This window comes from Pseudomonas sp. NPDC089734, assembly GCF_044748865.1.
Taxonomy (GTDB): domain Bacteria; phylum Pseudomonadota; class Gammaproteobacteria; order Pseudomonadales; family Pseudomonadaceae; genus Aquipseudomonas.
This window is the reverse complement of sequence record NZ_JBIVGV010000002.1, coordinates 25,218-46,004: the sequence shown is the minus strand read 5'-3', so window position 1 is coordinate 46,004 and position 20,787 is coordinate 25,218. Positions and strand designations below refer to the sequence as shown.

At 59.7% G+C, this 20,787-nt stretch carries 16 protein-coding genes and 1 riboswitch; of the genes, 10 read left to right on the top strand and 6 right to left on the bottom strand.

Annotated features, from left to right (window positions below):
• Nucleotides 1–147 precede the first annotated feature (147 nt).
• Nucleotides 148–252: riboswitch (TPP riboswitch) on the top strand.
• 143 nt (nucleotides 253–395) lie between these two features.
• The gene (thiC, locus tag ACIPY9_RS03005) at nucleotides 396–2,285 is read left to right on the top strand and encodes a phosphomethylpyrimidine synthase ThiC (protein ID WP_400696902.1); all 1,890 of its coding nucleotides are present in this window, start codon (nucleotides 396–398) and stop codon (nucleotides 2,283–2,285) included.
• 72 nt (nucleotides 2,286–2,357) lie between these two features.
• Here thiC and ACIPY9_RS03000 read toward each other — a convergent pair whose 3' ends face one another.
• A complete protein-coding gene (locus ACIPY9_RS03000; RefSeq protein WP_400696900.1) occupies nucleotides 2,358–3,104 on the bottom strand; it encodes an RsiV family protein in 747 nt (248 codons plus the stop codon).
• A gap of 208 nt (nucleotides 3,105–3,312) precedes the next feature.
• Here ACIPY9_RS03000 and ACIPY9_RS02995 point away from each other — a divergent pair, with 208 nt between their 5' ends.
• From ACIPY9_RS02995 to ACIPY9_RS02960, 8 genes are all read left to right on the top strand, one after another.
• Nucleotides 3,313–3,930, top strand: coding sequence for an NUDIX domain-containing protein (locus ACIPY9_RS02995; protein ID WP_400696898.1), 618 nt, complete (start codon nucleotides 3,313–3,315; stop codon nucleotides 3,928–3,930).
• On the top strand, nucleotides 3,921–4,373 hold the full coding sequence (locus ACIPY9_RS02990) for a DUF1249 domain-containing protein (RefSeq protein ID WP_400696896.1): 453 nt from the start codon (nucleotides 3,921–3,923) through the stop codon (nucleotides 4,371–4,373). Before ACIPY9_RS02995 ends, ACIPY9_RS02990 begins: the two co-directional genes overlap by 10 nt.
• Before the next feature lie 113 nt (nucleotides 4,374–4,486).
• On the top strand, nucleotides 4,487–5,293 hold the full coding sequence (gene cpdA / locus ACIPY9_RS02985) for a 3',5'-cyclic-AMP phosphodiesterase (RefSeq protein ID WP_400696895.1): 807 nt from the start codon (nucleotides 4,487–4,489) through the stop codon (nucleotides 5,291–5,293).
• A gap of 89 nt (nucleotides 5,294–5,382) precedes the next feature.
• Nucleotides 5,383–5,967 (top strand): YqiA/YcfP family alpha/beta fold hydrolase, encoded by a 585-nt coding sequence (locus tag ACIPY9_RS02980; protein WP_400696894.1) that lies wholly within the window; start codon nucleotides 5,383–5,385, stop codon nucleotides 5,965–5,967.
• Nucleotides 5,968–6,189: 222 nt separating this feature from the next.
• Nucleotides 6,190–8,094, top strand: a complete 1,905-nt coding sequence (gene parE / locus ACIPY9_RS02975; protein WP_400696892.1) for a DNA topoisomerase IV subunit B — start codon at nucleotides 6,190–6,192, stop codon at nucleotides 8,092–8,094.
• On the top strand, nucleotides 8,091–9,074 hold the full coding sequence (locus ACIPY9_RS02970; RefSeq protein WP_400696891.1) for an esterase-like activity of phytase family protein: 984 nt from the start codon (nucleotides 8,091–8,093) through the stop codon (nucleotides 9,072–9,074). The genes parE and ACIPY9_RS02970 overlap by 4 nt, the downstream gene beginning before the upstream one ends.
• Before the next feature lie 68 nt (nucleotides 9,075–9,142).
• The gene (gene parC, locus ACIPY9_RS02965) at nucleotides 9,143–11,398 is read left to right on the top strand and encodes a DNA topoisomerase IV subunit A (protein WP_400696890.1); all 2,256 of its coding nucleotides are present in this window, start codon (nucleotides 9,143–9,145) and stop codon (nucleotides 11,396–11,398) included.
• Between the two features lie 181 nt (nucleotides 11,399–11,579).
• A complete protein-coding gene (locus ACIPY9_RS02960) occupies nucleotides 11,580–12,275 on the top strand; it encodes a membrane integrity-associated transporter subunit PqiC (protein WP_400696888.1) in 696 nt (231 codons plus the stop codon).
• Nucleotides 12,276–12,389: 114 nt separating this feature from the next.
• On the opposite strand, the gene ACIPY9_RS02955 is transcribed toward ACIPY9_RS02960, so the two are convergent.
• The gene (locus tag ACIPY9_RS02955) at nucleotides 12,390–13,928 is read right to left on the bottom strand and encodes a histidine kinase (RefSeq protein ID WP_400696887.1); all 1,539 of its coding nucleotides are present in this window, start codon (nucleotides 13,926–13,928) and stop codon (nucleotides 12,390–12,392) included.
• A 130-nt stretch (nucleotides 13,929–14,058) separates the two neighbouring features.
• Here ACIPY9_RS02955 and serB point away from each other — a divergent pair, with 130 nt between their 5' ends.
• On the top strand, nucleotides 14,059–15,273 hold the full coding sequence (serB, locus tag ACIPY9_RS02950; RefSeq protein WP_400696886.1) for a phosphoserine phosphatase SerB: 1,215 nt from the start codon (nucleotides 14,059–14,061) through the stop codon (nucleotides 15,271–15,273).
• A gap of 48 nt (nucleotides 15,274–15,321) precedes the next feature.
• On the opposite strand, the gene ACIPY9_RS02945 is transcribed toward serB, so the two are convergent.
• From ACIPY9_RS02945 to ACIPY9_RS02930, 4 genes are all read right to left on the bottom strand, one after another.
• Complete coding sequence (locus ACIPY9_RS02945; protein WP_400696885.1) at nucleotides 15,322–17,106, bottom strand: molecular chaperone; 1,785 nt, start codon at nucleotides 17,104–17,106, stop codon at nucleotides 15,322–15,324.
• 247 nt (nucleotides 17,107–17,353) lie between these two features.
• The gene (gene asd / locus ACIPY9_RS02940; protein WP_400697406.1) at nucleotides 17,354–18,223 is read right to left on the bottom strand and encodes an archaetidylserine decarboxylase; all 870 of its coding nucleotides are present in this window, start codon (nucleotides 18,221–18,223) and stop codon (nucleotides 17,354–17,356) included.
• Between the two features lie 53 nt (nucleotides 18,224–18,276).
• A complete protein-coding gene (locus ACIPY9_RS02935; protein ID WP_400696884.1) occupies nucleotides 18,277–19,092 on the bottom strand; it encodes a rhodanese-like domain-containing protein in 816 nt (271 codons plus the stop codon).
• A 44-nt stretch (nucleotides 19,093–19,136) separates the two neighbouring features.
• On the bottom strand, nucleotides 19,137–20,672 hold the full coding sequence (locus ACIPY9_RS02930) for an HDOD domain-containing protein (RefSeq protein WP_400696883.1): 1,536 nt from the start codon (nucleotides 20,670–20,672) through the stop codon (nucleotides 19,137–19,139).
• Between the last annotated feature and the right edge of the window lie 115 nt (nucleotides 20,673–20,787).

The window sequence follows — 20,787 nt, the reverse complement described above, 5'->3', positions numbered from 1 at the left end:
TGTTTATGGTAATGATGTCGGCTTGATCGAAAAACCGGGTTAGCGAGTGTAGAGCCAGACGTTGACAGCAACAATCGGCTATTAGCCATTTATCGATGGCGTAACAAATACGCTGGCGTTTCGGCCGCCGCCCATCATAGACTGGCGACGTTCTTGTCGGGGTGCCTTGCTGTGAGGCTGAGATCGGTTAAACCGGATCCCGTTGAACCTGATCAGGTTAGCGCCTGCGTAGGGAACAAGATTTCTCGTCACCCGGCGAGTCCTCTTGAGTATCGTCCGGGGTCGATTGTTCAAAAAGTGAACAGTAACACGCCCGCCGATACTCAGCACCTGTAAGGGTGCGTCCGTCCGTTTTATCAGGTCACTCCGACAGTCAATCCGTCTGGAGAGCCGTGATGAGTACAAAAGCAAAAAACGCCCCCCATTTGAGTGAGTCCGCCCAGGTCGATTCTGGTTCGGTGCAGCCCTTTACCCGTTCGCAGAAGGTTTATGTCCAGGGTTCCCGCCCCGATATCCGCGTGCCGATGCGCGAAATCACCCTGGATGTGACACCGACCGACTTCGGTGGCGAAATCAATGCCCCCGTTACGGTCTACGACACTTCCGGCCCCTACACCGACCCGAATGTCATCATCGATGTCCGCAAGGGACTGGCCGATGTACGTTCACCCTGGATCGACTCTCGCAACGATACCGAACGCCTGCCGGGCCTGAGTTCCCACTTCGGTCAGCAGCGCCTGAACGACGCCGAACTGACGGCACTGCGTTTCGCCCACGTGCGCAATCCGCGTCGTGCCAGGGCGGGTGCCAACGTCAGCCAGATGCACTATGCCCGCAAGGGCATCATCACCGCCGAGATGGAATATGTTGCCATCCGCGAGAACATGAAGCTTCAAGAGGCTCGCGCAACCGGGCTGCTGAAACAACAGCACGCCGGCCACAGCTTCGGCGCCAACATTCCGAAGGAAATCACGGCTGAATTCGTGCGGGAAGAAATCGCCCGTGGCCGCGCCATCATTCCGGCCAACATCAACCATGTCGAGCTGGAGCCGATGATCATCGGCCGCAACTTTCTGGTGAAGATCAACGGCAACATCGGCAATAGCGCGCTGGGTTCCTCCATCGAAGAAGAAGTCGCCAAGCTGACCTGGGGCATTCGCTGGGGTTCGGACACCGTCATGGACCTGTCCACCGGCAAGCACATTCATGAAACCCGTGAATGGATCATCCGCAACTCACCGGTTCCGATTGGCACCGTGCCGATCTATCAGGCGCTGGAGAAGGTCAATGGTGTGGCCGAGGACCTGACCTGGGAGCTGTTCCGCGACACCCTGATCGAGCAGGCAGAGCAAGGCGTCGATTACTTCACCATTCATGCGGGTGTTCTGCTGCGTTACGTGCCTCTGACCGCCAAGCGCGTCACCGGCATCGTGAGTCGTGGTGGTTCGATCATGGCCAAATGGTGCCTGGCGCATCACAAGGAAAACTTCCTCTACACCCACTTCGAGGACATCTGCGAAATCATGAAGGCCTATGACGTCAGCTTCTCGCTGGGTGATGGCCTGCGTCCCGGCTCGATTGCCGACGCCAACGACGAAGCGCAGTTCGGTGAGCTGGAAACGCTGGGCGAGCTGACCAAGATTGCCTGGAAGCACGATGTCCAGACCATGATCGAAGGCCCAGGTCATGTGCCGATGCAGTTGATCAAGGAGAACATGGACAAGCAGCTGGAGTGCTGTGACGAAGCGCCGTTCTACACCCTCGGCCCGCTGACCACCGATATCGCACCCGGTTATGACCACATCACCTCTGGCATCGGTGCGGCCATGATCGGCTGGTTTGGCTGCGCCATGCTTTGCTATGTCACACCCAAGGAGCACCTGGGGCTGCCGAACAAGGATGACGTGAAAACCGGGATCATCACCTACAAGATCGCCGCCCATGCGGCGGACCTGGCCAAAGGGCATCCGGGGGCGCAGATTCGTGACAACGCCTTGAGCAAGGCGCGTTTCGAGTTCCGTTGGGAAGACCAGTTCAACCTCGGCCTGGACCCGGACACCGCTCGCTCGTTCCACGATGAAACCCTGCCCAAGGACTCGGCCAAGGTCGCGCACTTCTGCTCCATGTGCGGGCCGAAGTTCTGTTCGATGAAGATTACCCAGGAAGTGCGTGAATACGCGGCCAACCAGAAGATCGAGGCAGTCGATCTGTCGGTCGAGGAAGGTTTGCGTGAACAGGCCGAGCGCTTCAAACAGGAAGGCAGCCAGCTCTACAAGAAGGTCTGACTTCAGCCCTGTAGGAGCGAATTCATTCGCGAATCAACGTTTTTCGCGAATGAATTCGCTCCTACGGGGGTATTAGCCGCGGCCGGGGAACAGTTCCGGTTTGATGATGCCATTGAGCTGTGGATAAGGAATCTTCAGCTCGATGTGGCCCATGGAGTAGGGCGCAATGGTGGTTACCGGGTACTTGAGGATCACCGAGCCGTAAGTCAGGGCAATGTTGGGCGTTCGCTTGAATGGCCAGGTCTTGATGAACTCGGCGTCCTGATTCATTTTGGTCGACACCAGCCAGGCTTGATGAGCCAGTTCGGCCTTGTCCCAGAATTCGCTTTCCTTGCCCGGTACAACCATGTCGGCCAGGGTCAGGACTTTTTGTTGCTGACGCGAGTAGTTGATGAACGCTCTGCCGGGGTTGCCGTGGGCACCGCCGGTATCCAGATAGCTCGACAGCTCGACCACCACGATACCGTCATGCTGCTCACGTACCTTGGCTTGCAGGTAGCTGCTGTTGCGGCCTGTGGCCCGGCTCAGAAACTGTTCCTGATAATCCTTGATGGACGTCGGCAGCGGCGCGTTCGAGTCCGAGCGGGTCAGTTGCAGCAAGGTCTTTTGAACGATGGCGTCCAGGCGCGGCTCGTCAGGGAAATGCACGGTGTCGATGTTGACCAGCGGGCAATCGGTGGTGGTGCAGCCCGGCTTTATCAGCTCGGAAGCGTCGCGCTGGACTTGCAGCGGCGTACGCATGTTGGGGGCGAAGAGGCTTTGACAGGCGCCCAGCATCAGGGCCAGGCCGGCCAGGGAAGTGATCCTCAATAACGACATGTTGGTCCTTGGCGATATCAATGGAGGCGGTTGCGTTGTTCACGTGCAGGCTGGTTGGACTGCAAACATGGTCTTCGGTTCGCCACTTGGCGGATTAGAAGTGTTTTAGGCAGTGGCCGTCTACCCTGCATCTTCAGGGGGGCTGCATCCTGGCGTCGATGCGCGTTAGGATGGCCCGAAGTCAAAGATGGCCGCAAGTGAGAAACCTATGCCTCAGAACACCCGATCAATACCCACGGCTTTTGAAATCACACGACGTGAAAGCTGCTTTCGGGGCTTCTACAAGCTCGACAAGTTGTACCTGCGTCACGAGCTGTTTGCCGGAGGCATGGGCAAGGAAATCAGTCGTGAGCTGTTCGTGCGTCACGATGCCGTCTGTGTCCTGCCTTATGACGCCAGGCGTGATGAAGTGGTGCTGATCGAGCAGTTTCGTGTCGGTGCGATGGAGAAAAGCGGCAACCCCTGGTTGATCGAACTGGTCGCCGGACTGATCGACAAGGATGAACAGCCGGAAGAGGTTGCTCATCGTGAAGCAGAAGAGGAAGCTGGACTTGTTTTCAGCGCATTGTGGCCGATAACCAGATACTTCCCTTCTCCGGGTGGCAGTGACGAGTTCGTTCATCTGTTCATGGGGCAGTGTGACAGTCAGGGGGCGGGTGGACTGCACGGGCTGGAGTCCGAAGGCGAGGATATCCGTGTCACGGTCTGGTCTTTCGACGATGCGCTGCAAGCCGTGGCTGACGGACGAATCATGAATGCGGCAACGATCATTGCCTTGCAATGGCTGGCATTGAACCGTACCGAAATAAGGGGGTTATGGTCGTGAATCTTGTGCGCGAGCGTTACCGTGTTGATCTTGCCGGGCTGCAAGCGGCGTGCGAGGCCAACTACGCGCGCTTGATGCGTCTGCTTCCCGATATGCGTAACCAGCCATGCTCGCGCCGGGTCGCCGTGACCCAGGGAGAGCAGATGCTGGGGGTGCTGGCGGTCGAGGTGTTGCTCGACTGTCCCTACACCACCACCCTGCAGGTTCGTCAGGAGCACAGCCTGCCCTGGCTACCGGTCCCGCGACTCGAAGTTCAGGTCTATCACGATGCCCGGATGGCGGAGGTCATCGGTGCAGAGCATGCCCGGCGTTTCCGGGGGATCTACCCTTACCCCAATGTCGATATGCACCAGCCGGACGAAAAGGCCCAGCTCAATGTCTTTCTGGGGGAGTGGCTGAGTCACTGTCTGGCGTGTGGCCATGAATTTGAAGCGGTGCGCTGAAAGCACTGGCGATTCGCATCCATTCAAACAAATGTGAACGAAGCCTCTTTTTCGGGTTTACCCACCCTTTCCCGCATCCCATAATCGCGCTGAATCCGCTCAAGGAGACGGCCTTGCCGAGCGCATCCCGATCATCGTCAGTTTTAGTGGTCCAGCTATCCGACAGCCATCTGTTCGCTGAGGCGGACGGAACGCTGCTGGGCATGAATACCCGGGACAGCCTGGAAAAAGTCGTCGATCTGGTATTGGTCGAGCAGCCTGATATCGATCTGGTGATTGCCAGTGGCGATATTTCCCAGGATGGCAGTGTTCAGTCTTATCAGGCATTTCGTCAGCTCAGCGGGCAGATCGCAGCACCTGCGCGCTGGTTCCCCGGCAATCACGACGAATTGCCGCAGATGGCGCATGCCGCGCAAGGCAGCGACTTGCAGGAGCAGGTCGTCGATGTGGGGCTGTGGCGCGTGACCACGCTGGATTCGGCCGTGCCCGGTTCCGTTCCCGGATATCTGCAGGATTCACAACTGCAATTGCTGGAGCAGTCCCTGAGCGAAGCGCCGGATCGCCATCATCTGGTTTGCCTGCACCATCATCCGGTGCCTATCGGGTGCGAATGGATGGCCCCCATCGGCTTGCGGAATGCCGATGCGCTGTTTGCCGTGCTGGACCGTTTCCCCCAGGTGCGCGCCGTATTGTGGGGGCATGTGCATCAGGCGTTCGATCAACAGCGTAATGGCGTGAGGCTACTGGCTTCGCCGTCCACCTGTATCCAGTTCGCGCCGGGCAGTGTGGACTTCAAGCTCGATACGGCGGCACCGGGCTATCGCTGGCTGCGTCTGCATGACAACGGGCAGCTTGAAACCGGTGTGTCCCGTGTCGTGGGCCTGACGTTTGAAGTCGACTATGGCGGCACCGGCTATTGAACGACTTGGTTTGAATCATTCCGGTAAGGCCTTGAACCGTTCATCCCTGTAAACTATGCGGCTTTGCTCTGGGCTTCGGGAGAGACGGCTTGATCAGCGACACACCAGCACTGCTGTATATTCATGGCCTGAACAGCTCGGCCCTGTCGAAGAAGGCCAGCCAGCTTGTCGCCCATATGGCGTCACTGGGGATGGACGGGCAACTGCGTGTGCCTGAACTGCACCATCATCCGCGTCAGGCGATGGCCCAGCTGGAGTCCGAGATACAGGCGCTCGGGCGGCCTTTACTGGTCGGCAGCTCGCTCGGCGGCTACTATGCGACTCATTTGGCGCAACGGCACGGCCTCAAGGCGGTATTGATCAACCCGGCGGTCAACCCGCATCAGCTGTTCGACGGCTTCCTCGGCACCCAGGAAAACCTCTACACGGGCGAGCGTTGGGAGCTGACCCTTGATCACATCGCGGCCCTGGCCGAGCTTGAGGTGCCTGCTCCGCAGGAGCCGGAGCGTATTCAGGTGTGGTTGCAGACGGGCGATGAAACGCTGGATTATCGGCGCGCCGAATCGTTTTATCGGGCCTGCGCCTTGCGCATCCAGCCCGGTGGCGACCACAGTTATCAGGGGTTTGCCGAGCAGATGCCTGCGTTGTTGAGTTTTGCCGGATTTAATGTGTAGGAGATTCTGCCGTGTCACGGCAGCCGCACACTGCAGGAGCGAATTCATTCGCGAGGCGTCATGGGGGGCGACAGGTTTTCTTCCGCTTCACGGACCTCTCGCGAATGAATTCGCTGCCACATGAGTGCCTGTCATTCACGATGTTGCATGCTGTTTGATGAGAACGGGCGATTCGCTTCTTCGGTCCGTATTAACCCCAGAAACAATTGATGATGAGAACCCATGGCCAATCCCAGCGCTAGCTCTTATAACGCCGACGCCATCGAAGTCCTCTCGGGCCTCGACCCGGTTCGCAAGCGTCCGGGCATGTACACCGATACCGCGCGGCCGAATCACCTTGCCCAGGAAGTGATCGACAACAGTGTCGACGAAGCGCTGGCAGGGCATGCCAAGTCGGTCCAGGTGATTCTTCACGCCGACAACTCGCTGGAAGTGTCCGACGACGGTCGGGGCATGCCGGTGGACATTCACCCTGAAGAAGGGGTGTCCGGTGTCGAGCTGATCCTTACCAAGCTGCATGCCGGCGGCAAGTTTTCCAACAAGAACTACCAGTTCTCCGGCGGCCTGCACGGTGTGGGGATTTCCGTGGTCAACGCGCTCTCGACCCAGGTCCGGGTTCGGGTCAAGCGCGATGGCAACGAATATGAAATGACCTTTGCCGATGGCTTCAAGGCTTCGGAGCTGTCGGTTATCGGCACCGTTGGCAAGCGTAATACCGGTACCAGCGTCTATTTCGCGCCGGACCCCAAGTATTTCGATACGCCCAAATTCTCGGTCAGCCGCCTCAAGCATGTGCTCAAGGCCAAGGCTGTACTGTGTCCGGGGCTGCTGGTCAGTTTCGAGGACAAGTCCACCGGCGAGAAAGTCGAGTGGCATTACGAAGACGGTTTGCGCTCTTACCTTCAGGATTCGGTCAGTGAACTCCTGCGCCTGCCGGACGAGCCGTTCTGTGGAGCCTTCGCGGGCAACAAGGAAGCGGTCGACTGGGCGTTGCTGTGGCTGCCGGAAGGAGGCGAAAGCCTTCAGGAAAGCTACGTCAACCTGATCCCGACCGCGCAGGGCGGTACTCACGTCAACGGGTTGCGTCAGGGCTTGCTCGATGCCATGCGTGAGTTCTGCGAATTCCGCAACCTGCTGCCGCGTGGCGTGAAGCTGGCCCCGGAAGACGTCTGGGAACGGATTGCCTTCGTGCTCTCGATGAAGATGCAGGAGCCGCAGTTCTCGGGCCAGACCAAGGAGCGTCTGTCGTCCCGCGAGGCGGCGGCCTTCGTTTCGGGTGTCGTGAAGGATGCTTTCAGCCTGTGGCTCAATACCCATTCCGAGCTGGGTCTGCAACTGGCCGAGCTGGCGATCAATAACGCCGGCCGCCGCCTGAAGGCCAGCAAGAAGGTCGAGCGCAAGCGCATCACCCAAGGCCCGGCTCTGCCCGGCAAGCTGGCTGACTGTGCAGGCCAGGACCCGGCGCGCTCCGAACTGTTCCTGGTCGAAGGTGACTCCGCCGGTGGATCGGCCAAACAGGCGCGGGACAAGGAATTCCAGGCCATCCTGCCGCTGCGCGGCAAGATCCTGAACACCTGGGAAGTCGATGGCGGCGAAGTGCTTGCCAGCCAGGAAGTCCACAACATTGCGGTCGCCATCGGGGTCGATCCGGGCGCGGCCGACATGAGCCAGTTGCGCTACGGCAAGATCTGCATCCTGGCCGATGCCGACTCGGACGGGCTGCACATCGCGACGCTGCTGTGTGCACTGTTCGTTCAGCACTTCCGTCCACTGGTCGATGCTGGCCATGTGTATGTCGCCATGCCGCCGCTGTATCGGATCGACCTGGGCAAGGAGATCTTCTACGCCCTGGATGAAAGCGAGCGTGATGGCATCCTGGATCGTCTGGTGGCCGAGAAGAAACGCGGCAAGCCGCAGGTCACCCGATTCAAGGGGCTGGGCGAGATGAACCCGCCACAGTTGCGTGAAACCACCATGGACCCGAACACCCGGCGTCTGGTGCAACTCACCCTGGATGACTTCGCCGCGACGGCCGAAATCATGGACATGCTGTTGGCCAAGAAGCGGGCCGGTGATCGCAAGTCCTGGCTTGAATCCAAGGGCAACCTTGCCGAGGTCCTGAGTTGACAAGAGCGTGGCTGGCCGCCCTGGCACTGGTTGCTGCACCGGTTCTTGCTGCGCCTTTCGAGGAGCTGGCACTGGTGTCCGAGCATCCGGTCGAAGGCATGATCGGTGGCAACCTGTCGGGGCTGGCGATGTGCAACGGGCGGCTGTGGACGGTCTCCGACCGTGACGACACGCTGCTGTACAGCCTCGACACGTCGCAGAAGACCTGGACGGCCGAGCCACACACCATGGTGGTGCCGGAGCCTGTCAGTTACTTGCCACTGAACCTGCGCTCGCTGGCCAGTCTGTCCGCGGTAGTGCGTGGTGGCAGCATGGATTTTGAAGGCGTGAGCTGCGATGACGCCGGCAATCGCTATCTGGTCAGCGAAGCCCACGGTACGGTTCTGAAAGTACCGGTCACAGGCGATCCGGTCTGGCTGGATCTGCCTCAGGCGCTGGTGGATCAGGCCCGTTCCCGTGGCATGTTGCAGCGTTTCAACGCCATTTTTGAAGGGATCGCCGTCAATGGGGCGGGAGACCGGATCTGGCTGGCTGCCGAACGAGAAAGCCGCGGCCTGTTGGTGGTGCAGCGGGAACAGGGCAAATGGGGCTGCAAGAAAAGCTGCGTGCTACTGGCCGATCCGGGGCAGGAAGCGCCACCGCCGCAGTTGAAGGGCGACAAGTTATCCACAAAGGATTTCTCGGACATTTCGCTGTTCAACGGCAAGCTGTTCACCCTCGAGCGTTCGGTCTATCGCATCTGTCGCCGGACACTGGAAACCGGTGCGGTCGAGCGTTGCTGGTCGTTCGCGAAGGAAGCGCTGCTGCCTGAGCGTGTCTACGACCAGCCGTATGGCCTGACCGAGGCTCTGGTGGTCGATGAGGCCGGTGCCTGGATCGGCATCGACAACAACTTCAGCGCCCGTGCCGACGGCGAGAAGCGCCCGATAGTCTGGCGCTTTTCGGCTCCGGCGGATGGTTGGGGCGGCAGCGCCCGATGAGTCCATTTGAATTTACCCAGCACGGCGGCTCATGGCTGCTGTTCAGACGACAAAATGATGAGGCCCGCATGAGCGACTCCCTTGACCTCAGCCTGGATGGCGTAGAACGCCGATCGCTGGCTGACTTCACCGAACAGGCCTATCTCAACTACTCCATGTACGTGATCATGGATCGGGCCTTGCCGCACATCGGTGATGGCCTGAAGCCTGTTCAGCGACGCATTGTCTATGCCATGAGCGAGCTGGGCCTGGGGGCGGACTCCAAGCACAAGAAGTCGGCCCGTACCGTGGGCGATGTGCTCGGCAAGTTTCACCCGCATGGCGATTCGGCCTGTTATGAAGCCATGGTGCTCATGGCCCAGCCGTTCAGCTACCGCTACACGCTGGTAGACGGGCAGGGTAACTGGGGTGCGCCGGACGATCCCAAGTCGTTCGCGGCCATGCGTTATACCGAAGCCCGTCTGTCGCGTTATTCCGAAGTGCTGCTTAGCGAGCTGGGGCAGGGCACTGCGGACTGGGTGCCCAACTTCGACGGGACCCTGGACGAACCGGCTGTTCTGCCAGCACGTTTGCCGAATATCCTGCTCAATGGCACCACAGGTATTGCCGTGGGCATGGCCACCGATGTGCCGCCGCACAACCTGCGGGAAGTGGCCAGCGCCTGTGTGCGTCTGCTCGATGAGCCGAAGGCCAGCATCGAAGACCTGTGCGAACACGTCAAAGGCCCGGATTATCCGACCGAAGCGGAGATCGTCACACCACGCGCCGATCTGCTGAAAATCTATGAAACCGGCCGTGGTTCGGTGCGTATGCGCGCTGTCTATCGCGTCGAAGATGGCGATATCGTGGTCACGGCGTTGCCGCATCAGGTGTCCGGTGCCAAGGTGCTGGAGCAGATTGCCGCGCAGATGCAGGCCAAGAAGCTGCCGATGGTGGCAGACCTGCGTGACGAGTCGGATCACGAAAACCCGTGCCGTATCGTGATTATCCCGCGCTCCAACCGGGTCGAACTCGACGAGTTGATGCAGCATCTGTTTGCCACCACCGATCTGGAGTCCAGCTACCGGGTCAACATCAACATCATCGGCCTGGACGGCAAGCCGCAACTCAAGAACCTCAAGGCGCTGCTCAACGAGTGGCTGGTGTTCCGTATCGCCACCGTGCGCCGCCGCCTGCAGTACCGTCTCGACAAGGTCGAGCATCGTCTGCACCTGTTGGACGGTTTGCTCACCGCTTACCTGAACCTGGATGAAGTGATCCACATCATCCGTACCGCCGAGCATCCGAAGGCAGAGTTGATCGCCCGCTTCGCGCTGTCGGAAATCCAGGCCGATTACATCCTCGATACCCGTCTGCGTCAGTTGGCGCGTCTGGAAGAAATGAAGCTGCGCAGCGAGCAGGATGCACTGCTCAAGGAGCAGGCGAAGCTTCTGGCCCTGCTGGGCAGCGAATCCAAGCTGCGCAAGCTGGTGCGTACCGAGCTGATTGCCGATGCCGAAACCTATGGCGACGACCGCCGCTCGCCGATCGTTGAGCGTGCCGAAGCCAAGGCGCTGTCCGAAAACGAACTGATGCCTACCGAGCCTGTGACCGTCGTGCTGTCCGAGAAGGGCTGGGTGCGTTGCGCCAAGGGCCATGATGTCGATGCCACGGGGCTGTCCTATAAGGCCGGAGATGGGTTCAAGACCTCGGCCATCGGGCGTTCCAACCAGTTTGCCGTCTTTATCGACTCCACCGGTCGCAGCTATTCGGTGCCAGCCCATACCTTGCCGAACGCCCGTGGCCAGGGCGAGCCGCTGACCGGCAAGCTGCAACCGCCGCCAGGCGCGACGTTCGAGTGCGTGCTGTTGCCTGACGATGAGGCCCTGTACGTCATCGCTTCCGATGCCGGTTACGGTTTTGTGGTAAAAGGTGAGGACTTGCAGGCCAAGAACAAGGCTGGCAAGGCGCTGCTGAGCCTGCCGACGGGGGCGAAAGTCATTCTGCCGCGTCCTGTGGCGGATCGGGAGCAGAACTGGCTGGCGGCCGTGACCACTGAAGGTCGGCTGCTGGTCTTCAGAATCAGCGACTTGCCGCAGTTGGGCAAAGGCAAGGGCAACAAGATCATTGGTATTCCGGGCGAGCGAGTAGCCAGTCGGGAAGAGTACGTAACTGACCTGGCGGTCATTCCGCAAGGCGCTACGCTGGTACTTCAGGCTGGTAAGCGTACACTGTCGCTCAAGGCCGAGGATCTGGAACATTACAAAGGAGAACGCGGTCGACGAGGGAACAAGCTGCCGAGAGGCTTCCAGCGTGTGGATGCCTTGTTGGTGGAAAACAGCTAGGAATATTCATTTATAGCCAGCGGTCTTCGTTTTGCCACGAAGATCGACGCATAATCGCTGGAGTCATGGCGAATATTCACGGATGATATGGAGTCTTGGGGTCTCGGCGTGGCGCAGTGCCTGCATGAGCCTATAAGTATCTACACTGTGGCTGCCCTGAGGCGGCCACCTGGATGGGATGATGAATTTTCTACGCCTTCCCCTTGTCTTGTTGATGACGGGCGTTCTGGGGTTGGCTGGTTGCAGCATGCACCAGCCGACTGCGCTGTATCAGCTTGATAGTGGTGACCCGGGCCAGCCAAAGCAGAGCTCCGGGCTTGCTGTATTACTGGGACCGGTTTCGGTTGCCGACTATCTGCAACGTGAAACCCTCTTGCAACGTCAGCCTGACGGTACGTTGACGGCTTCGCCGGATGGCCGCTGGGCTGGCAATCTGTCTTCGGACATCGATCAGCTCTTGCTGCGTCAACTGGCCTGGAAGCTGGATAGCCAGCGGGTCGTGCTGTCTCCGGCCGTTGCGAATTTCACCCCCGATGTTCAGATCGTACTGTCGATCACCCGCCTCGATTCCGGCGCGAAGCAACCAGCCGTGCTCGATGCGCAGTGGCGTCTGCTGGACCGCAAGGGCAATGTTCGCGACAGCCGGTTGGTCCATCTCGAAGAACTCCACAATGGTGCTTCGTCTGATCAGGTAAGGGCGCAAGGTATCCTGCTGCAACGCCTGGCCGAACAGGTCAGTATCGCGGTCAAGCCGATAGCCTGGCAGGTTGTCGATGAGCCGAAGAAAGCACCTGTCGTGAAGGCCAAAGAGCCTGAGAAGCCAAAGATCCCGATGGCTTCACCGATACGGACAGATCTTGAAGTGTTCCGCTTCTGATCCTGAGCCAACAAAAAGCCCGCAGCGATGCGGGCTTTTTTGTGGCTCACTGTAGGAGCGAATTCATTCGCGAAGACGGTATTACGGTTCGCGAATGAATTCGCTCCTACAGGATCAGGCCTTGTGCGTCTCGTGCATGCGGGCCAGCTGGCGCTCCAGCATGGACGGGTAAGGCTCCATCAGGCGTTCGACGCAGCAGGCGCCTTCCGGGCTGGCGATCGGGCGGATGCGGGCGCGTTGGCGGATGAGGGCGTCGTCGTTGACCTGGCGTTCCACCAGCAGCAGATTGCGGCTGTGTTGCGACAGGGCCAGCGCATCCTGTGCGGTTTCGGTCAGCAGCAGATCGATCTGGCTCAGGCCGGACAAGCCTTCGCCCAATGTCAGGCCCAGTTGCAATTGCAGGGTGATGCCGCTGTCTGCGACCTCAATCTGCAAGGCATGACTCAGGGCGCGCAGCAACTCACCGCAGCAGATCGCGTTGGTCAGGTAGTCTTCGCCGCTTTCCTGGCTGTGGAACAACATCAGGGTGCTGCCATCATTCAGGGTATGCAGCTCGCTGTCATACAGCGAGGCGGCCTGGTCCAGGCAATCGCGATAGCGTTGCAGCAGATCGGTCAGGCGAGCGCGAGGCAGGCGACGCAATTGATCCTGTGCGCCCAGTTGCACGGCCAGCACGGCACTGTGCTGAGGTTCGTCCGGTGTAGCCGTGGCTTCTGGACGAATGGCAGGCGTGTGGCTGGAGTTGTCACGAAGATCGGCAAACGGATCTTCCTCGTCCTCTTCGTCTTCTTCGGCCACAAGGCGTCGTGGCAGAGGAGGCTGGGGCAGGCGAGGCTTGGGCGCTTCATCGAAACCGGTACTGCGTGCGGAGAACGACGGTTCCGGCTTGTCTTCGGGCTCCAGATACGTGTCGTCATCCTCGTCGTATTCGGGCTCCGGCTCGACTTCCGGTTCAGGAGCCTTGGGGGCGAACGACGCACGAAGCTGCCGTGCCAGATCGCCGATCTCGTCCTGGCGGTCGGTGGCCGGGGTGTAGGGATCGATATCGCGCAGCCAGATCCGCAGTTGCAGCAATGGCGTGGAAATATGGCGACCCAGGCGCAGGCTCAAGGTCAGCGCCAGTGCGAGCAGAATGCCGGCCAGAATGCCCATGCTTTGCAGGCTGATGGTCATTGGCTGCTGGAACTGCGACATGTCCAGGCTGATGCGCAGATGACCGGCCATCACGTCCTGGAAGGTGATCTTTATTTCATACAGGCCCTGGGCTTCACCCAGCAGGCTGTTTTTCGGGCGTTGCCCGGCCTCGGCGAGGATGCGGTTATCCACGCTGTAAATGGCGGCATGGGCCACCAGCGGGTTCTTGACCAGATTGCCCAGCAACACATTGAGGCTCAGGATGTCGTTGGACACCAGCAGCTCGGTGGCCGAAGTCGCGGTCTGGGTGGTCAGTGCCTGACCCAGTGCATCGGCCTGTTCGTGCATGGCCTGCTTGAATTGCAGGCCCATGACGCCGGCATAGATCACCAGTGCCAGGGCGACCAGGATCACGTTATGGCTGGCAATACGCAAAGCTATCGGTACACGGCGGTGGCGCAGTGCACGAAAGATCAGCAGGAAGAAGTTATCGGTTTTGATAGGCGTGGGCCGATTCACAGAGCACGGCTCTTTCGGTGAAGTTGCCGCGCAGTATAACGAGCGACCCTGTGACGGCAAAGCGCTGCCTGTGCCCGACGGTCACAGAAAGTGGGTAGAATGCGCTTTTTTTCCACTGCGGGGGTGCGCCTTGCGCGAAATCGTCCTGATTAACATCACTGGTGAAGACCGTCCGGGTCTCACTGCGGCCATCACCGGCGTTCTGGCCCAGGGTGGCGTGAACATTCTCGATATTGGTCAGGCGGTGATTCATGACACCTTGTCGTTCGGCATCCTGGTCGAGATTCCAGGCACTGAACAGGGTTCTTCCGTCCTGAAGGACATCCTGTTCACGGCCTATAAGCTTGATCAGCAGGTGCGTTTCACGCCGGTGTCCGAAGAGGATTATCAGCAGTGGGTCGAAGGCCAGGGCAAGGCACGGCATATCGTGACCCTGCTGACACGCAAGGTGACTGCGGAGCAATTGCAGTGTGTGAGTTCGATCACCGCGAAGTACGGGCTGAATATCGACCATATCGATCGTCTGTCAGGTCGTATGCCGCTCGACACTCCGGCTGACAAGGGCAAGGGCTGCATCGAGTTTTCCGTACGTGGCGAGCCTGCCGATCCCAAGGCCATGCAGGCCGAGTTTCTCAGCGTGGCGCAGGAGCTGAATGTCGATATCGCCTTCCAGCAGGACTCGCTGTTCCGTCGTAACCGTCGTCTGGCGGTATTCGACATGGACTCGACGCTGATCGAGGCCGAGGTCATCGATGAGCTGGCCAAGGCGGCGGGTGTGGGTGAGCAGGTGTCGGAGATCACCGAGCGAGCCATGCGTGGCGAACTGGATTTCCGCGCCAGTTTCAAGGAGCGTCTGGCCTTGCTCAAGGGGCTGGATGTCAGCGTACTGGATGAAATCGGAGCTTCGCTGCGTCTGACGGAAGGTGCCGAGACATTGTTCGCCGAGCTCAAGCGCCTGGGCTACAAGACGGCCATTCTGTCGGGCGGTTTCACCTACTTCGCCAGGCAGTTGCAGGCCAGACTGGGTATCGACTATGTCTTCGCCAACGAGCTGGAAGTGGCGGATGGCAAGGTCACGGGTGTGGCGGTCGAGCCGATTGTCGATGCACAGCGCAAGGCCGATCTGCTGCGTGAACTGGCGCAGAAGGAAGGCTTGAGTCTGGAGCAGACCATTGCGGTGGGCGATGGCGCGAATGATTTGCCGATGCTGGCGATTGCCGGTCTGGGGGTGGCGTTCCGCGCCAAACCACTGGTCAAGCAGTCTGCCAAACAGGCCATTTCGACGCTGGGGCTGGACGGGGTTCTCTACCTGCTCGGTTTCCGTGATCGCGAAGGAAGGGGCTGACCGGCCTCGATGGCTGTGGCTGTCGTAATGCGGTGAGGGTTGCGACGGCTACAGCGAGCTCCACAACGAATCGAATTCCTGCCCGGGTTTTGGCTTCTCTTTTTCCGCAGCCTTGGGCGCATCGTAGATCTTGTACTCGAACTGGTTATAGCTGGCGCTGCTGACGTGCCGGTTGCTCAGTGCTGCCCGGCGCTCTTCTCCGTTGATGTTGAGCATCACCTGGCTGCCATCCTGAAAGGGCAGGCGTGGAGCGAGCACGGTCGGCTGTTTGCCCATGGCGCGGACTTCCGGGAGCATCAGGGTTCGCAGATACTGGCTGCTCTGTTCTTCCCGTATCAGTTGCATGCCGCATGGCTGGGCAAAGGGCGCGATCAGTTCGATACCCATCTGGGTACCGCCGCTGCGAACCTGTCTGACCCAGCGGACAATGGCAATGCTCCAGCCCTGACCGGAATCATCCTGAATACCCACCAGTTCACCGGCCTGCAGTTGTGGCGGGACTTCCTTTTGCCAGGCCAGGCAATAACCGCCGGGGCTGTGGTTGACGATATTCAACTCGAACGTCGGGAAAATGCTCTGTGAGTTGGAGGTCGAGTCCCCATCGCTGTCTGCCGACTGGTATTCGATTTCCTCAAAGGGCAGCAGTACCGACGAGGTATTGCCGCGATGAGTGTCAAAGGCGTTGGACCACGGGTCGTCATCGTTGTCGTTGACGACCTTGAGCGAGAAATCCGCCACGTTGGTCGCCACGGGGAGCAGCAATTGCTCACTGAATGATTTCTGACCGCCCACGTAGTAATGCAGCGCACTCATGCCGATGCACAACTTCAGCGTGCCCTGGCCGGCTGTGCGTTGAAAGGTTCGTTCGGCGACATCGCCCCAAGCTGCCGCCAGATGTTGCAGCAGGTCCGTGGTGACACGGGGAGGGATGAGCAGTTTCGACTGCGAGCGTTGATCGGCAGGCAACGCGAGGTATTTATTGATCGCATCGGCCAGTGCCAGCGAATTTACCCCCAGCAATCTGGGCAACTGTTCATCGATAAACAACGTGCGGTACAACGGCGGCTTGTCGGCCGTCGGGTCCAGAGCGAACAGGCTGCTTTCGTTGGCAGGCGATTGCAGGGTGATCATGGCACTCCAGGCTTCGAGTGCGTCTGCCAGCTTGCCGATGTTCAGCTGGCGCATCTGATTGCTGCGCGAGCACCCCATCAGTAGCGCGATGGCATAGGTCTGCTCGATGCTCAGGGTGCGGGTATGGGTTGCCAGCGGTTCGTTCACGGGGGTGGTGTGCAGCTGGTGCTGGCGAGCGATCTGATAAATGTGGTGCAGCTCAAGCCAGAGGCCGTCCTGAACCGGGCAATACAACTGGCTGGCGCGGATCAGCGGACCGTTCAGCGCATGCAGCGCACGTTGCAGTGCCGTCGTGAACAGTGCGCCCCGTTCTTTGCTGTAACGCGCTCCCACTTTCTGGATGATCTGTTTGTAGCCGGTTGCCAGATGGTTCTGCAGGGCCTGGCAGAGGTTGGCGACCTTGCGCGGGCGCTCATCCAGAACGATGGCCTGGTTGAGAAAGTGGCGCTCCAGATGGCTGCAAACGAAGTAGACCTCCGGACGCAGGAGCTCCAGCAGTTGCAGGCGGTTTTCGCTGGGCGTGATCAGCTGATTGAGTTCGGACAGCCCCTGATAGAGCTGTCGTGCCATTTCGCCGATGTTTGCTTTGGGCAGGCTGGAGATCCAGCGTTTCAAGTCGCGGGGATTGGGTTCACAGAATGACAGGCTCGACTGCGTTGGCGTGGGGGCACGCAACAACAGAGGTAAGCTCAAATTACTCATGTGACAGGCAAACTCCAGCTACTCCACAGGCCCGAACGGTGGCTTTTGATCGACGAACTGTCTGCATCTTCCCATGAAGATGTATCGTACGTACGTCAATAAAGTGCGATGTGTCCTACAGCACCGATGTGATGACTTTACCAGCATCGGTGCTTTCACGCAGCTTTTGTGGCCTGATGCCAGTATTTGCCTGCTTTCATGAGAGCACAAGCCTTTGCGGCCTGTCTCTTTCGGTTCAGGGCATTGCTCAGGCGTCTTGCGGGGCTGCCATGGCTTGTCCCATTTGCACCTTGGAACCTGCTGTCAGCTCTTCGGCCCACTTCACCTGATCCGGGCCAAACAGCACGATGGCAGTGGAGCCCAGTTTGAAGCGGCCCATTTCTGCGCCTTTTTCCAGATGGATGGGCGCGCGTGCAGCTTCGTCGTAACGGACGGTCTTCAGTTCGCGTTTGGGTGGCGTGACCAGCCCGGCCCAGACTGTCTCTACGGAGGCGACGATCATTGCGCCCACCAGAACAACCGCCATCGGGCCACGCTCGGTGTCGAACAGGCAGACCACGCGCTCATTGCGGGCGAACAATTCCGGAACGTTTTCGGCGGTGGTCTGGTTGACCGAGAAAAGACGGCCTGGCACGTAGACCATTTCACGCAAGGTCCCGGCCAGTGGCATGTGGACGCGATGGTAGTCCTTCGGCGACAGATAGACCGTTGCAAACTGGCCGCCCATGAAGGGTGCGGACAGCTTCGGGTCACCGCCCAGCAGTTCGAGAGCGCTGAAGCTGTGGCCCTTGGCCTGGAAGATCCGGCCGTGTTCGATCGGTCCCAACTGGCTGATGGCGCCATCGGCCGGGCAGAGGATTGCGCCGGGTGTGGCATCCAGAGGGCGGGCGTCGGGCTTCAGGGCGCGGGTGAAGAAGTCGTTGAAGTGCTCGTAGGCCGTGAGGTCTTCAACCTGGGCCTGAGACATGTCGACCTGGTAGCGGCGCGCAAACCAGGCGGTGAATGCATTTTTGAACCAGCGCACCCGGCACTCCGCGATACAGCCTGCCAGACGAGACAGCAGGTGGTGTGGCAGCAGGTACTGGCTAAGGATAAACAGACGCTCTTTCATTGATATTCCTAAAACGTGATGGGGTGCCGACTCGTTTGATGACTGATGGAGCCCTGCCGTCATTTCTCGACAGGTGTATCCGGAAGATTGCCCCATTCACCCCAGGAGCCAGCGTAGGCCTTGACCCGAGGGTAACCGAGAGCCTTGGCGACCAGGTAGGTGAAGCCGGAGCGGTGATGGGTCTGGCAGTGAGTGATCACTTCCTTGTCGGGAGTGATGCCCAGGTTTTCCAGGATGTGCGGCATGTCCTGACGGATGCGCAGGTTGCGCGCCTTGTCCATGCCGGCCATCCATTCGAAATTGACGGCACCTGGAATGTGCCCGCCTCTCGCAGCCACGACTTTCTCGCCCGAATATTCGGCAGGGCCACGGGCATCCCAGATGGCCAGATCGGCATCGCCCAGGCGAGACTGCACGTATTCGCGGGTCGCAGTGGGCTCACCGTGCAGCGTCAGGGAAACGGATGTGTTCGCGGCAGCCGGGGTTTCTGTCGACAGCGGCAGCGATTGCGCTTCCCAGGCCAGCAGACCGCCGTCCAGGTAGTGATACTTGCCGTGACCGATGACATCCAGCAGCCAGATGAAACGCCCGGCCCAGCCGCCGCCTTCGTCGTCATAGACCACATAGACCGCATCCGGGTTGTGGCCCAGTTCGCCGAACAGCTTTTCCAGATCCGCCGGGGCAGGCAGCAGGCCGGGGGCTGGCGGTTGGCCCAGTTGGGTGCGCTTGGGGTCTACGAAGCGGGCGCCACGGATATGACCGGCCTCGTAACGGGCGCTGCTGGTCAGGTCAACGAGGATCAACTCTGGAGCGTCGAGGCGCTCAAGCAGATCGTGGGTTTCGATGACCAACGGCAAACCACTGAAGACGGACATTTGCAGCCTCCGATATAGGGAAAGTGCGAATTGTACGCCAGGCCTCAGGTTTTGCGCTGACTAAAGATGGCGAGAGAGCGTTCAATACATTGCGCGGTTTTTCCGAATGCCTGGACGGAAATTTCGGACAATGGGCCGCCTCCCTGGTCTGCAATTGCCAGTATCAACACCCTTCCGTTGTTGCCCAGGGAGCGAATCAGCCAGTGCTCGCCGCTGAACACGCCTTGAAGGGTGGGCGGCAGCAAGGCGGCGAACTGGGCGCGGTTGGCCGGTGTAATGCGCAACTGGGTCGGTTGTGCCAGCAGGCGTTGCAGGACTGAACTCTCCTTTATAGAGAACTGCATGCCGGCGATTTCTTTTGGCAAGCCGCCAATCTGGTGTGCGCGCAGGACTGCTGATGTCTTGTCCGCCATCAACAGCATCACGCGCTCCATGCCGCAGGCCATGAACGTGTCGCGAGCGGCCGTGGTCAGGTGCATGGAATTTATGAACGGTGTCGGTTCGGTCAGCAGCTCGGCACAGTGTTTGCGCCACAGTTGCAGGGCGTCGGTGGACGGTGGCGGTGCCGGGTCGTTGTCTCGCCGGATGCGGCGGGTGTCCCAGGGCCAGATCAGGGCTTCGGCGGGGTGCCACAAATCTTTCTCGGCGTGTATGCGGGCACTGCTGGCGGCGTTCTGGTGAGCCTGCTGCTGAACATCCTCCAGTGGCTGTTGCAGATAAAGGCTGGAGAGACGTTCCCAGCGCAGGCAGTGGGGCGTGTTCCACGCCTGCTGCGCCGACAGGGCAAGGCCATTGCCCAGCAATACCGTATTGGCCGGTTGATTCAGCCAGCGCCTCAGGTTCGGGTCGGCATCCATGAGCTGTTGCTGATGCAGCGGGTCGTAATCTTCGCGGGCAATGTGCAGGGCCTTGACCAGCTCACGGCGTTCGTTGATCAGCACCTTGTAGCCACGGGTGACCCAGACCGGCAGACGCCAGAACTCGGCCAGCGCCAGGCACAGGTCCAGCAGACTGACACCGAACAGTTCCTTTTCGACCTGTCGACTGGACTCGCCTCTGTGGATAACCCGCAGTTCCCAGTCTTCCAGAAGCTGAGGGTGGGCGAGTGCCATCGGCCAGAGTGGCGACAGGAACAGCAGGCTGCCCAGATGAATGTCTTGCCACAGCCGGGCAAGGCGGCTGGCGAACAGGCCGTTGGCCTGTTGCGTGGCGTGCTGGCTGATGAGGATCAACTGGCGGAAGGCGACGGGGATGTCCTGTGGCTCTTTGGCCGGCAGGCGTCCGAGCAGGATTTCGGTGCGGGCCAGTCCGAGTCGATTGATTGCAATCTCAAGACTCTCTGCGGGCTCCACCATGCCATGGCTTTTATGGTTGGCTTCACGCAGTACGCTCAATACCAGCTCCGGGCTTTCCTGCATCATGTCGGCGATATCGCGCAATGAGCGACGGCTGTCTTTCAGCGCCTCGCGCACATGCCCGTGGTTTACCACGGGGATAGGCAGGTCTACGCTGTCCAGTTGCTTGATCCAGGCAGCGATGGTTTTGGGTATTGAGTGCTTCAAAGAGCTTGCTGTCGACATTCAAGGGCCTTTACAGCGGAATTTTTCAGGCAGTGGAGACTGCGATTCTTAAGGGCTGAGCAGCTGTTTTCAAGCCCTCGTTTGAGGGACAAACTGGTTTTTCACAAGAACTGAC

Coding starts and splice junctions, on each gene's coding strand:
- thiC (WP_400696902.1), top strand. CDS start 396: ATGAGTACAAAAGCAAAAAACGCCCCCCATTTGAGTGAGTCCGCCCAG.
- ACIPY9_RS03000 (WP_400696900.1), bottom strand. CDS start 3,104: ATGTCGTTATTGAGGATCACTTCCCTGGCCGGCCTGGCCCTGATGCTG.
- ACIPY9_RS02995 (WP_400696898.1), top strand. CDS start 3,313: ATGCCTCAGAACACCCGATCAATACCCACGGCTTTTGAAATCACACGA.
- ACIPY9_RS02990 (WP_400696896.1), top strand. CDS start 3,921: ATGGTCGTGAATCTTGTGCGCGAGCGTTACCGTGTTGATCTTGCCGGG.
- parE (WP_400696892.1), top strand. CDS start 6,190: ATGGCCAATCCCAGCGCTAGCTCTTATAACGCCGACGCCATCGAAGTC.
- parC (WP_400696890.1), top strand. CDS start 9,143: ATGAGCGACTCCCTTGACCTCAGCCTGGATGGCGTAGAACGCCGATCG.
- ACIPY9_RS02960 (WP_400696888.1), top strand. CDS start 11,580: ATGAATTTTCTACGCCTTCCCCTTGTCTTGTTGATGACGGGCGTTCTG.
- ACIPY9_RS02945 (WP_400696885.1), bottom strand. CDS start 17,106: ATGAGTAATTTGAGCTTACCTCTGTTGTTGCGTGCCCCCACGCCAACG.
- ACIPY9_RS02935 (WP_400696884.1), bottom strand. CDS start 19,092: ATGTCCGTCTTCAGTGGTTTGCCGTTGGTCATCGAAACCCACGATCTG.
- ACIPY9_RS02930 (WP_400696883.1), bottom strand. CDS start 20,672: ATGTCGACAGCAAGCTCTTTGAAGCACTCAATACCCAAAACCATCGCT.